Below are 12,750 nucleotides of genomic sequence, written 5' to 3' on the forward strand. Positions count from 1 at the left end.
ACGTTGCAGGCCCGCTGGCTGTATCTGCCGTGTCCGGCGGCCTATCAGGCTTCGGCCGGTGTCACTTCTCGCCGAAGAGGTTCTTGGCCGGGCGGTTGGAGGCCGCGCGCCGGGTCTCTTCCTTCTCCTTGACCCGGTCGGCCTCCTGGCGGACCGAGACCAGGTTCTCGCGTTCGCGCACCAGCCATGTCGGCGGGTCGGCGAGCAGCGCGGTGATCTCCTCGGCGGTGAGCGAGTCGGAGACGCCGGCGCGGGCCAGCCCGGAGTTGGAGATGCCGAGTTTGCGGGCCACCACGTCGCGCGGGAACGGACCGTTGGCGTGCAGGTCGATCAGCCACTGCGGCGGGTCGGTGCGCAGCGCCTCGAGCTGGGCGCGGGTGACGGTCGAGTTCCGGAATTCCTCGGGGGTTGCCGGCAGGTAGATGCCGAGCTTGTTGGCCGCGGTCAGCGGCTTCATGGTCTGAGGGTTCTTGTCCGGGCTCACCGATCAAGGGTATCGGGCGCGGGTGCCAGGACCGTGAGCGCGGTGCCATAACCTGGACGCATGAGCGGTCAGGACCTGGAGTCGATCGATATCACCCGCCTGCGCTGGTTCGTGGCGGTTGCCCAGGAATTGCACTTCGCTCGCGCGGCCCGCGAACTCGGCATCGCGCGGCAGCGGCTGAGCGGCACGGTGATCGAGCTCGAGGAGGAACTCGGGACGAAGCTGTTCGTGCCGGGCGCGCAGCCGACCGAGCTGACCGCCGACGGCGAAGCCCTCCTGACCCGGGCGCTCGAGCTGATCGCGGCGGCCCCGGAACCGCGGCCGGACGCCGATCCCGGCGTCGAGCGCCTGCGCGTCGGTTTCGTGCCGGGCGTGACGGTCACCAAGTGGGAGCGGATCTGGGCCGACCGTTTCCCGGACACTCCCCTCGACCTGATCCCGGTGCCCATGAAGGAGCAGGAGTCCGCACTGCGCGAGGGCACGGTCGACATGTGCTTCGTGCGCCTGCCCATTGATCGTGGTGGCATGAGCGCCATTCCGCTCTATCGCGAGGTGCCCGTGGTGGTGGTCCCCAAGGATCACCCCATCGCGCTGTTCGAGCAGGTGGCGACCGTTGATCTGGCCGATGAGCGGATGCAGGACGCCTCGGATCTGGACGATGCCGCCATGACGATGGAACTGGTGGCGGCGGTCAGCGGTGCGGCGATCGTGCCGCATTCCCTTGCGCGCCTGCATCAGCGCAAGGATCTGGTCTATCGGACGGTCACCGATGTCCCCGAGACCGAGATCGCCCTGGTCTGGACGGAGGACGACACCTCGGAGCTGGTGGAGGAGTTCGTGGGCGTGGTGCGCGGTCGTTCGCAGCGCAGTTCGCGCTCGCCATCGGGAAAGTCGGCAGATCATGCTGCGCGGCAGCAGAATTCGTCGAGTCGCGCGGCCGGTGGCAAGTCCGCTAGCGGCGGTAAGGGTGGCGGCAAGCAGGCGGGTGGTCGCAAGCCGTCCGCGAATTCGAAGCAGTCGGCGGCGAAGAAGCCGGCCAAGCGTCGCGGTCGCTGAATCCGTAGGTCGGCAACGGGCCCGTCTCCTCCTGGAGGCGGGCCCGTGGTGTTCGCGGGGTCAGGGGGATTCCGGGGGAGTGCGGTGCCGAAAGTTCAGGGTCGAATCAGGGTTGCGCTATACGTATACGTCTACTTATAGTGGCTGAAGACGGAAAATCCGCCTGAGGCAATCGGAAACCCTTGCGGTGCAACGGAAATCAACCCGGGTTGCCATGTCGTATCCGCATGACTATATGCGCATTCGCTGATGAATTGGAGCTCACCATGGCCCTCGAAATGGACAAGTCGAACGATCCCGAAACCCAGGACGCCGTGGACGCCCCCGTCACCGACCTGGTCCCCGACGCCCTGCCCGCCGGCATGCGCGAGATCCAGGTCCGCGTCGGCCCCGGCGGCGGTCGCACCCAGCGTTTCGTCGGCCGCCTGCTCGCCGAGGCGCAGCAGATGACCAAGGAGGGCAGCGAATCCGTGCACGTCTACCAGACCCGCAAGGGCAAGCTGGCCGTGCACCGTCACTACATCGAGTGGAACGACTTCGCGATGGCCACCAAGCAGGCCGCCCGGGCGAAGAAGGAGGAGTACATCGTCGCCCGCCGCACCTCCGACGAGTCGGAGCTGTCGGTGATGGCCAACTGGGCCAAAGGATTTAAGGGATGGCGCGACCTGCTCGGTCTGGGTGAGGATGGGTACGGCGACTACACGCTCGACATCGTGGACTCGCTCGGGGAGCTGCAGGACCGGATCCCGGCGAAGGTCTACCGGATCGTCGCCGACGTGATCGAGAACCCGACAGCGCAGTTCCTCGACATCTGAATAGCGGCCGAAACCCTGAAAGGACTTCTCCCGCATGTTCTCCCGACTGGGGCGCTTCGTCGTCCGTTTCCCGTGGCTGGTGATCGCCGCCTGGCTGATAGCCATCGTGGTGGTCGTCCTCTCGGCGCCGAAACTGACGGCGACCACCGAGCAGTCCGACTTCCTGCCTTCGCACTACGAATCCGTCCAGGCGATGGACGTGCAGCAGAAGGCCTTTCCGAACAGCAACACCCCGGCCGCGCTGATCGTCTTCGAGCGCAACGACGGCGCCCCGCTGACCGACACCGACGCGGCCGCGGTCGCGCAGGCGGCGAACAAGCTGTCGGAGAAGAACATCAAGGATGTGCTCGGCGTCCAGGCGGTGCCCCCGTCGGGGAGCCGGGCCATCGAGGTCGTCGCGGTCCAGATGACCAAGCAGACCGACCCGCAGGCCAAGGCGCAGACGGATGCCGTCAAGGCCTTGCGCAGCGCGCTGAAGGACTCGGTCTCCGGCACCGAGTTGAAGGCGGGCGTCACCGGCACCGCCGCCCAGACGCTGGATCAGCAGGCTTCCAGTCAGAAGGGCCTGGCCATCATCGCGGTCGCGACCGTGGTGCTGATCGTGGTGCTGCTGCTGGTGATCTTCCGCAGTCCGATCATCGCGTTCCTGCCGATCATCGTGATCGGCGGTGTGTCCCTGCTGGCCAACGGCCTGATTTCGATCGCGAGCAGCGCCTTCGACCTGAAGATCGACAGTTCGGTGGAGTCGCTGCTGGTGGTGGTGCTCTACGGCGTCGGCACCGACTACATCCTGTTCCTGATGTTCCGTTTCCGGGAGCGGTTGCGCGCGGGTGAGGACGCCAAGACGGCCGTGGTCAGCGCGGTGACCCGGGTGGGTGAGGCGATCACCTCGGCCGCGGCGGCGGTGATCATCGCCTTCGGTGCGCTGACGCTGTCCTCGCTGGGCATGTTCCGCTCGATGGGTATCGCGTTGGCGATCGCTGTGGCGGTGGCGCTGCTGGCGGGTCTGACGCTGGTGCCCGCGATCGTTTCGCTGTTGGGCACCAAGGTGTTCTGGCCGTCGAAGGCCTGGAAGCACGAGCCGACGGGCGCGCGTTTCGCGGCGGTCGGTGGTGCGCTGGGCAAGCGGCCCGCGGTGTTCGCGGTGGCTTCCGGCGGAATCCTGCTGGTGCTGGGCATTTTCGCGCTGGGTTTCAATCCGACCTTCGATCTGAGTTCGGGTTCGACGTCGGATACCTCGGAGTCGACGGTGTACGGCAAGGAACTGCTCAAGGGCATGCCCGCCGGCAGCACTCAGCCGTCGCAGGTGTACTTGCGCAGCAACGACAATGGCGCGCTGTCGCCCGGGGTGCTGGCGAGTTACGGGTCGGCGCTGTCGGGAGTCCATGGCGTGGGCGAGGTTTCGCCGCCGACGCTCTCGAAGGACAACTCGGTGGCCGAATACCAGGTCACGCTGTCGGATACGCCGGAGTCGGATGCCGCGTTGAAGACGGTCAAGGGTCCGCTGCGCGATACCGCGCACGCGTCCGCTCCGGCGGGCACCACCGCGGTGGTGGGCGGTATGACCTCGGTGTTCGTGGACTTCCAGCACGCCATGAACCGGGACTACACGGTGGTGTTCCCGGTGGCCGCGATCCTGATCATGATCGTGCTGGCGCTGCTGCTGCGCAGTCTGGTCGCGCCCTGGTACCTGATGGCCTCGGTGTTCCTCGGTTTCGCCGCGACGCTGGGTTCCGCGGTGCTGGTTTTCCAGCACGCGCAAGGACATTCGGGCCTGATCTTCACCTTGCCGCTGATCATGTACCTGTTCGTGGTCGCCCTCGGGACGGACTACAACATCCTCATGGTCGCCCGTTTGCGTGAGGAGGCGCGGGAGGGTCACGACCCGCACACCGCGGCCGCGATGGCCTTGCGGCACACGGGTCCGACGGTGGCGGCGGCCGGTCTCATCCTGGCGGGTTCCTTCGCCTCGATGATGCTGGCGGGCAATACCGTGATCTCGGAGATGGGTTTCGCGATCTCGGTGGGTATCGCCATCGCCGCGTTCGTGATGGCGATGTTCTTCACCCCCGCGGTGACCGCGCTGATCGGCCGCCGTGCCTGGTGGCCGGGGCACGGTGGTGACGCCGAGCCGCCGGTGACGATGGACAAGAGCTGGGCGCCGTCCACCGATGCGCTGGGTGATCCCGCTCGTAGGTGATGCTTTTGCGCAGGCCGGGGCCCGTTTCTCTGCGGAGGGACGGGCCCCGGTCTCGTCGTATCCGATGCATCTGACAGAAACGTGTTTCAGTATTTCTGTGAAAGCGCCACGGACTGAACTGGACAACCGATACAGTTCGGCCGGACCGCATCGGAGCGGGTCCAGACCTAGGGAGTTACGAATGACCATGTCCGTGAACAAGCACATCGCACGGCGGGCCGGCGTCGGCATCACCGCCTTGGCGGCGATGGCCTGTGCCACGGCGTTGACCGCGTCCACCGCCTCGGCGGTGCCCACCGGTCTGTCGGTGAACGCCCGCAATGTCTACATGGGCTGCGTCTACCAGGTCACCGCGACCTACGACAGCTGGTTCCAGGCCTGGTTCTACGACAACGGCCTGGTCATCGGCGGCAGCCCGATCAGCCCGAGCAACGGTCAGGCAACCATCCAGTGGACCCCGCACAGCGCGGGCACCCACACCCTGTCGACCCTGCAGGGTTCGGCGTGGGAGTTGAAGGTCAATGTGCTCGAACCCACCCTCACGGGCAGTGCCACCTGCGGCGCGAGCCCGCTGGGCTTCCTGGGTTCGTAAGCGCCACACGAAGACTCGGTTCGGTGCGGTCCCGACCCGCCGAACCGTCCCAGGGCCGGCTGATCATAATCCTCTGTTCCCAGGTCAGCCGGCCCACCCCACCGTTGTCGCGCAACGTCTTTCGACAGCTGTCAGCGCGTGCTCACGTGCCACACGACGGCCGCGGCCAGCGCGCCCGCGCCGTTCACCGCCCAGTGCAGTGCGATCGGGGCCAGTAGGCTCCCGCTGCGTCGCCGTAGCCAGGTGAACACCACTCCGGCCCCCGCGGTCGCGATCACCGCGAGCCCGATCCCGAGCAGCTGCCCCGCGGGCCCACCCCCGAGAAATCCCGACAGCCCCTTGTTGCCGCTGGTCAGCCCGAGCGACGAGGCGATATGCCACATCCCGAAAAGCAGTGAGCCCGCGGCGAATACGCCCCGCGCCCCGACCGCTCGATCGAGCGTCCCGTGCAGCACTCCGCGGAACGCGAGCTCTTCCGGAATGGCCGTCTGCAACGGGATCACGATCATCGAGGCGATCAGCGCACCGGAGATGGTCGCGTACCGATCGGCCAGGAAGAACGGCCGCGTGATCGGCAGCGCCGCGCCGATGGCCACCGCCGCCAGCACCACCCCCACCGCGGCCAGCGCCCACACCGACCCGCGCCGCCATTGTCGCGGCGAAAGCCCGAGGTCGGACCACTCCAACCCGCGCCGCCGCACCATGGCGACCAGGATCAGCGCCGAGATGGGCACGGTGAGAATGCTGGCCCACGCGGTGGTGAAGTGCGCGATGAGGTTGGTCCCGATCAGGACGGCAACGACAACCGCCACGTCCACGTAGGCGTGCAGCTTGTGACCGGTGGTCGGTGCGTCGGCCGGAACGTCGATCACGGCACCGTTATCGTTTCGAGACATCCCGGCCAGTCTACGAGCGAATTCTTGGAAACCGCTTCGAATGTGGTAAATACCGCTGACTCTGCACCCCTTATGCGATCAGTTTCCGGTGGCCCAGCCATCCGGATCGTGCCAGGCCTGCAGGGTGCGGCGGGTTTCGAAGCGGCGGGGTTCGCGGGTGAGCGGATCGACGAATTCGAGGCCGGAGGCCAGCAGCTGTAGTGGCCGGGTGTAGTCGTCGACGGGTTTGTCGGTGAGTTCGGGATAGAAGTCGTCGCCCAGGATCGGGATGCCCAGGCCGTTCATGTGCAATCGGATCTGATGGGTGCGGCCGGTGCGCGGGCGCAGGCGATAGCGGGCCAGGCCGTCGCGGTGTTCCAGCAATTCGACCAGGGTTTCGGCATTCGGTTCGCCGTCGGTTTCGTAGGCGCGCAGCACCTGTCGTTCCTTGACGATGCGGCTGATCACCGTGCGCGGCAGTTCCAGTTCGGGGTCGAAGCGCGCGATGGCCTCGTACTCCTTGTGGACCAGGCGGTTGTGGAACATGGTCTGATACGCCCCGCGCCGAGCCGGATCCACGATGAACATCACCAGTCCGGCGGTCACCCGGTCGAGCCGGTGCGCGGGGACCAGGTCGGGCAGGTCGAGGTCGCGTCGCAGTTTCACCAGCGCGGTCTGCAAGATGTGCTGGCCGCGGGGAATGGTCGAGAGGAAGTGCGGTTTGTCGACGATGAGGATGTTCTCGTCGCGGTGCACGATCTCGATCGGGAACGGCACCTCGAATTCCACGGGCAGATCCCGGTGGAACCAGACTGCCCCGCCCGGTAGATAAGGGGTATCGAGGGTGATCGGCCCGTCGAGGTCGACGATGCCGCCCTCGCGCAGCAGTTCGTCGATGCGTTCGGGCCGGACCCGCGGCAGGCGTTCCACGAGGTGGTCGCGAATGGTCGCCCAGTCGCCTTCTTCGGGTAGCCGCAATCGAGCCGGATCGAGTCCGTGCCGCTTCGGGAGCGGGGGCTGCTGCCTGCGTCTCACCCGACAACCCTAATCCTCTGGTTTGTCCGGACTGCCAGGTACGGTTGCCCAGAACTCGGGTGTGCCGGGTCGAGTCCGAAGACGGGGGTCACGTGCATCCGAACGATCAACCACAGGGCCTCCCGGGTCAGCCCGGGCAGCCGGATCACGGCCAGGGGCAGCCGGTTTGGGGACAGCCGAGCGAGCCGGGGTATGGGCAGAGCCAGCCGGGATACCCGCAACAGGATCAGCCGGGCTATGGCCAGCCGGGTCAGCCACAGTACGGCCAGCCGGGCTACCCCCAGCCGGGTCAGCCGGAGTATGGCCAGCCGGGATATCCGCAACCGGGTCAGCCGGCCTATGGTCAGCCCGACTACGGCCAGATGCCGCCCGCCTACGGTCAGGTCCCGCCCGCTGGTTATGGCCAGTACCCGCCCGGGTATCAGCCGGGTCCGCCGCAGGGCACCAATGGTTTCGCCATCGCCTCGTTCGTCCTGGGCCTGCTCGGCGGCGCCTGCTTGCTGCCGATTCCGTTCGGCATCATCGCGTTGAACCAGATCAAGACGCGCAATCAGGGTGGCAAGGGTCTGGCGATCGCGGGCCTGGTGTTGACGGCGGTATGGGTTGTGGTGTGGCTCGCCACATTTGGTCTCGCGGCCACGAAGTCGTCGAATACTGATCTGTCGCAGGACAATGCGACCCGCACGTCGCAGCCGGATGGCCCGAACTCGATCTCGGTGGACACGGTGAAGGTCGGCGACTGTGTCCAGAATGTGGAGGAGAACACCCACATTCGCAAGGTGACGATCGTGCCGTGCACGTCCGCGCACGATGCCGAAGTCATCATCCAGGTGCACATGCCGGGCAGCTGGCCCGGTTCGGCCGACTCCTCCTCGTCGAAGGCGGACGACGCGTGCACCGACAAGCTCGGCGACCTGCTGTCCAATTCGTCGAGTGTGGACAAGCTGCGCAGCTTCGTGCTGTATCCCGCCAATGAGGCGCAGTGGAACAAGTCCGGTGGCCGGGCCACCTGCATGGTCCAGAACGCCGACGGCTCGAAGTTGACCGCGCCCGTGCCGCGTTGAGTTCGCGCACCGGATAGTCGGAGATTCCTCCACCAGGTAGGCAGAAGGCCAAAGTTAGCCTAACCTATCTTGTCGGTGCCCCCGTCTGGCGAAGGGGGTGCGTCCGACGAGGGTGGAGGAGTTCTGATGACGGTGGAGGTCGAGCCGCGGTCCGCGGTCGAGCCCGATCCGCGGGTCGTCGCGGAAACCGAGGGGGACCCCGCATCGGTCAAGGCGGCCGCGAAGGAGCGCAAGCAGCGGGAAGCCGCCGCGCGCAAGGAGATTCTCGCGCCGGTGGCCGGGACCCTGTCGCTGGCGAGCCTGATCTACGCGGTGGCGTCGGTGTGCGCGGTGGTCCCGTTCCTGCTCATCGTGGCGGCCTGCCGGGAACTGCTGCACACCACCGTGGACACCGACCGGGTGTGGCGACTGCTGCTGATCGCGGTGCTGGTGCTGGTGGCCCGCGCGGTCCTGCAGGCGGTGGTGCTGACCTGGACGCACAGCGTGGACGCGGGCTATCAGCTGACGCTGCGCCGCCTGCTGGCCGAGAAGCTGACCCGGGTTCCGTTGGGCTGGTTCGGGGTTCGCACCTCCTCGGAGGTGAAGAAGTACCTGCACGACGATGTCGACGCCCTGCACTACCTGGTCGCGCACGCCCGCCTGGACTTCGTCGGCGGCGTCACGATTCCGCTGGTCACCCTGGTCTACCTGTTCACCGTCGACTGGCGGCTGGCCCTGGTGCTGCTGGTGCCGCTGATCATCTACATCCTGTGCATGCGCGTGATGATGGATGAGGCCGGGCGCGAACGCATTCTGGCCTACAACCTCTCCGAGCAGCGCACCCGCGAGGCCACCGTCGAGTTCGTGGACGGCATCCAGGTGGTGCGCGCGTTCGGCCGGGCGGGCAAGGCGCACACCGATTTCCAGGACGCGGTCGAGCATCAGACCGAGAGCCTGCGCCGCTTCAAGCTGCCCTACATCACCGTCCAGTCGATCTCGGACGCCGCCCTGTCCCCGGTCTTTGTCATGCTCCTGGTGGTGTTGGCGGGCCTGACCGGCGTCGGCGCGCACTGGATCGACCCCCTCGACATCCTCCCGTTCCTGCTGGTCGGCCTGGGCCTGGGCAGCTCGCTGATGGGCCTCGGCTACGCCGGACAGGCCCTGCGCACAGCTGGTGATGCGGCCCTGCGCCTCGCCGAGCTGATGCACATCCCCGAATTGCCGTCCAGCGCACCGACGTCGGATGCGGCCGCCAACTCCGGCACCGCAGCGGCGGAGCGGCTCGAGTCGGATGTCAGCGGATCGCACGCCGAATCGCCCGCGGCGGCTACGGTTTCCGGTGCGTCGGCGGAATCACCGACCGGAGTGGCATCCGCGACGGCTGCTGCCGGGCACGACCCGGACCGCGCATCCGACGCCGGGGCGGAACGCTCCGATGTCGCAGTCGGACAGGTGCGGTTCGAGGGCGTCACCTTCGCCTACCGCGCCGACCATGACGTCCTGCGCGGCGTCGACCTCGAACTCGCGCCGGGCACCATCACCGCGCTGGTCGGCCCGAGCGGTTCGGGTAAGTCGACGCTGGCCAAGCTGCTGCCCCGCTTCTATGACGTGACGGCGGGCCGGATCACCATCGGGGGCCGCGATATTCGCGATATCCCCACCACCGAGCTGTACAAGACGGTCGGCTTCGTCTTCCAGGATGTGCGCCTGATTCGCGGCAGCATCCGGGAGAACCTGCTGCTGGCCCGCCCCGATGCCGATGACGCGGCCTTGGAGGTGGCGGCTCGCGCCGCCCAGATCCACGACCGCATTCTGGCCCTGCCGCGCGGCTACGACTCCGAGATCGGCGTCGATGCCACCCTGTCCGGTGGTGAGGCGCAACGGCTTTCGATCGCCCGCACCCTGCTGGCCGACACTCCGGTCCTGGTGCTGGACGAGGCCACCGCGTTCGCGGATCCGGAGTCCGAGGCGGCGGTGCAGGACGCATTGGCCGCGCTGGTCGCCGGCCGCACCGTGCTGGTGATCGCGCATCGTCTGCACACCATCACCGGCGTGGATCGAATCCTTGTGCTGGACAACGGTGTTCTCGTCGAGCAGGGCGATCACCCGACCCTGCTCGCGGAGAACGGCCTGTACCGGTCGCTGTGGGATCTGAACGAGGCCGCGCTGAACGTGGTGTTGGAGGGAACTCGATGATTCGCAAGGTTTTCGGGCTGGTTCCGGCGGAGTTCACGCCGCTGATCCCGCGATTGCTGATCGCGATCGTCTTGCAGGCGCTGTGCCAGGCCGCCGCCTACGTGCTGCTGGTCCCGGTGTTGCAGGCCCTGTTCAACGGCAATACCGCCTCGGCCTGGCGCTGGGCGATCGGTCTCGCCGTGGCGGTCGCGGGCGTGATCGGATTCGGTTATGCCCAGGCGGTTTTCGGCCTGCGCATCGGTGTCGGCATGCAGCAGGGTTTGCAGACCCGTCTCGGTGATCATCTGAACGCGTTGCCGCTGGGCTGGTTCGAGACCCGCAATGCCGGTGAGCTGGCGCGGCTGACGGTCGACAATGTGCGTGAGGTGCAGCGTCTGATCGCATACCTGTTGAGTCCCATCCTGTCCGGCGTGATCGTGCCGCTGGGTGTCGCGGTGGGCATGCTGTTCGTGGATTGGCGGATCTCGCTGGCCATGCTGGTGGCCGCGCCGCTGCTGTACGTGGTGAACCTGTGGGCGAACCGCTCGTACGCGGCCGCCGATGAGCAGATGCACGAGGCGTCGGCCGAGGCGAACGCGCGCGTGCTGGAGTTCTCGCAGGTGCAGCCGGTGCTGCGGTCCTTCGGTGCGGTCGGCGCGGGCAACAAGGCTCTGGACGCCGCGCTGGTGCGGCAGCGAAAGGCGGTGTCGGGCCTGCTGTTCGCGAGCGTGCCCGGCCTGATCGTGTTCTCGCTGTGCGTGCAGGCGATCTTCCTGGTGCTGGTGTACCTGGTGGTCGGCCGGGTGACCGGCGGTGCGATCTCGGCGGCCGCGGCGATCGCGTTGATCGCGGTGTCGGCGCGTTTCATCGAGCCGCTGACGCAGGCCGCGTCGCTGGGCGGCGCGCTGCGGATGGCGACGTCGGCGGCAGACCGGGTCTCCGCGCTGCTGGCGGAACCCACGCTGCCGCAGGTGGATTCGGAGGTGACCCCGGGCGCTCCGGCGGTGGTCTTCGACGACGTGAGTTTCGCCTACCGCACCGGCGATCAGGTCCTCTCGGACCTGTCGTTCACGGTCCCCGCGGGCACCACCACCGCGATCGTCGGCCCCAGCGGTGCGGGCAAGTCGACGGTGCTGCGCCTGGCCGCCCGCTTCCACGATGTGGATTCCGGCCGGGTCCTGGTGAGCGGCAACGATGTTCGCGAGCAGCCGTCACCCACCCTGCTGGGCCAGGTGTCGCTGGTCTTCCAGAACGTCTACCTGTTCAACCGTTCGGTGCTGGAGAACATCCGCGCCGGTCGCCCGGACGCCACCGACGAGCAGGTGCGCCGCGCCGCGGCCGCTGCCCGCGTGGACGAGATCGTCGATCGTCTCCCCGACGGCTGGGACACCACCGTCGGTGAGGGCGGTGCCGCGCTCTCCGGCGGTGAGCGCCAACGTGTCTCGATCGCCCGCGCCCTGCTCAAGGACGCCCCCGTCGTCCTGCTGGACGAGGCCACCAGCGCCCTGGACCCGCAGAACGAGGCCGTCGTGGTCCGCGGCATCCACGAGCTCACCCGCGACCGCACCGTGATCGTGGTGGCGCACCGCCTGGCCACCATCGCCCACGCCGACCAGATCCTGTTCATGGAGTCCGGCCGCATCGTCGAACGCGGCACGCACGCAGAGCTTCTCGCCCTGGACGGCCGCTACGCCGCCTTCTGGAACGAGCGCACCCGCGCCTCCGGCTGGCGTCTGGAGCACGCCCCGGCCTGACCCGAAACATGAAGCAGCCCGGACATTCCCACGGAATGTCCGGGCTTTCGCATGCCCGTCTGTCGCCGTCGATCCCCGCGTACCGCGCCTGGATCGGGGCCCGGTCCCGACGCGAGGGCGGAGCTGTCCCGGGTACGCCGATGGCCCCGGGCAGGTGCTCCGGGGCCGTTGTGGCGCTGTGCTTTACAGCGAAATCAGATGTTGCAGCCGAGTCCGGCGTAGTACGCGACGCTGCACTCGGAGTCGCGGGTGAGCTTCCAGGTGCCGTCGATCTGACGCCAGGTCAGCTCGATGTTGGGGAAGGTGCCGTAGCCGTCGACGGTGACCTGCAGGTTGGCGGTGAGGGTGTCGCCGTTGTCGCTCACCGGTCCGGCGAGCTGCCAGCGCAGGCTGGGGACGGTGTTGATGACGCCACCGATCTGGTCCATCAGGCCCAGGCCCGCATCGCCCGCTTCGAGTTCGGCGGCGCGTGCGGCGCGGTTGCCGCCGGGGTTCAGCACCAGCTGCAGTTTGGACGACAGGTCGCCGAGGCCGGGCTGCACGGTGCGCACGGGCGTGGTGATCGGGGCGGCCTGGGCCGGTGCGACGACTGCCGCCTGGAGTCCGGCGAACATCGCGGTGGCGGCGATAACCGCTGCTCCCAGCTTGTTTCGGGTGGTGCTGCGCATGTGTTCATCCCATCGTTTCTACGGTGCGACCGCGTGCGGCGCTCTGGCTACAC

Annotated in this window: 11 protein-coding genes; 7 read left to right on the top strand and 4 right to left on the bottom strand. The window is 67.7% G+C overall.

Features of this window, described 5'->3' with window-relative positions:
• Positions 1 to 61: 61 nt before the first annotated feature.
• Positions 62 to 484, bottom strand: coding sequence for a DUF5997 family protein (locus tag OG300_RS36425; protein ID WP_405488984.1), 423 nt, complete (start codon positions 482 to 484; stop codon positions 62 to 64).
• Positions 485 to 544: 60 nt separating this feature from the next.
• Here OG300_RS36425 and OG300_RS36430 point away from each other — a divergent pair, with 60 nt between their 5' ends.
• From OG300_RS36430 to OG300_RS36445, 4 genes are all read left to right on the top strand, one after another.
• On the top strand, positions 545 to 1,540 hold the full coding sequence (locus OG300_RS36430; RefSeq protein ID WP_405488986.1) for a LysR family transcriptional regulator: 996 nt from the start codon (positions 545 to 547) through the stop codon (positions 1,538 to 1,540).
• Between the two features lie 227 nt (positions 1,541 to 1,767).
• On the top strand, positions 1,768 to 2,355 hold the full coding sequence (locus OG300_RS36435; protein WP_405488988.1) for an EXLDI protein: 588 nt from the start codon (positions 1,768 to 1,770) through the stop codon (positions 2,353 to 2,355).
• 34 nt (positions 2,356 to 2,389) lie between these two features.
• Positions 2,390 to 4,555 carry an MMPL family transporter gene (locus OG300_RS36440; protein WP_405488990.1) on the top strand — a complete coding sequence of 722 codons (2,166 nt, stop codon included), beginning with the start codon at positions 2,390 to 2,392 and terminating at the stop codon, positions 4,553 to 4,555.
• 181 nt (positions 4,556 to 4,736) lie between these two features.
• Positions 4,737 to 5,147, top strand: a complete 411-nt coding sequence (locus OG300_RS36445) for a hypothetical protein (RefSeq protein WP_405488992.1) — start codon at positions 4,737 to 4,739, stop codon at positions 5,145 to 5,147.
• Between the two features lie 131 nt (positions 5,148 to 5,278).
• On the opposite strand, the gene OG300_RS36450 is transcribed toward OG300_RS36445, so the two are convergent.
• Positions 5,279 to 6,043, bottom strand: a complete 765-nt coding sequence (locus tag OG300_RS36450; protein ID WP_405488994.1) for a CPBP family intramembrane glutamic endopeptidase — start codon at positions 6,041 to 6,043, stop codon at positions 5,279 to 5,281.
• A gap of 78 nt (positions 6,044 to 6,121) precedes the next feature.
• Positions 6,122 to 7,057 (bottom strand): pseudouridine synthase, encoded by a 936-nt coding sequence (locus OG300_RS36455; protein WP_405488996.1) that lies wholly within the window; start codon positions 7,055 to 7,057, stop codon positions 6,122 to 6,124.
• A gap of 92 nt (positions 7,058 to 7,149) precedes the next feature.
• Here OG300_RS36455 and OG300_RS36460 point away from each other — a divergent pair, with 92 nt between their 5' ends.
• The 3 genes from OG300_RS36460 to OG300_RS36470 all read left to right on the top strand — a co-directional run bounded on the left by OG300_RS36460 (position 7,150) and on the right by OG300_RS36470 (position 12,029).
• A complete protein-coding gene (locus OG300_RS36460) occupies positions 7,150 to 8,121 on the top strand; it encodes a DUF4190 domain-containing protein (RefSeq protein WP_405488998.1) in 972 nt (323 codons plus the stop codon).
• 126 nt (positions 8,122 to 8,247) lie between these two features.
• Positions 8,248 to 10,296, top strand: coding sequence for an ABC transporter ATP-binding protein (locus OG300_RS36465; RefSeq protein ID WP_405489000.1), 2,049 nt, complete (start codon positions 8,248 to 8,250; stop codon positions 10,294 to 10,296).
• Positions 10,293 to 12,029, top strand: a complete 1,737-nt coding sequence (locus OG300_RS36470) for an ABC transporter ATP-binding protein (RefSeq protein ID WP_405489002.1) — start codon at positions 10,293 to 10,295, stop codon at positions 12,027 to 12,029. The genes OG300_RS36465 and OG300_RS36470 overlap by 4 nt, the downstream gene beginning before the upstream one ends.
• A gap of 194 nt (positions 12,030 to 12,223) precedes the next feature.
• Here the strand turns inward: OG300_RS36470 and OG300_RS36475 are convergent, their stop codons facing one another.
• Positions 12,224 to 12,697 carry a hypothetical protein gene (locus OG300_RS36475; RefSeq protein ID WP_405489004.1) on the bottom strand — a complete coding sequence of 158 codons (474 nt, stop codon included), beginning with the start codon at positions 12,695 to 12,697 and terminating at the stop codon, positions 12,224 to 12,226.
• Positions 12,698 to 12,750 lie beyond the last annotated feature (53 nt).

Origin of the sequence: Nocardia sp. NBC_00511 (assembly GCF_045161165.1) — a bacterium.
Classification (GTDB): domain Bacteria; phylum Actinomycetota; class Actinomycetes; order Mycobacteriales; family Mycobacteriaceae; genus Nocardia.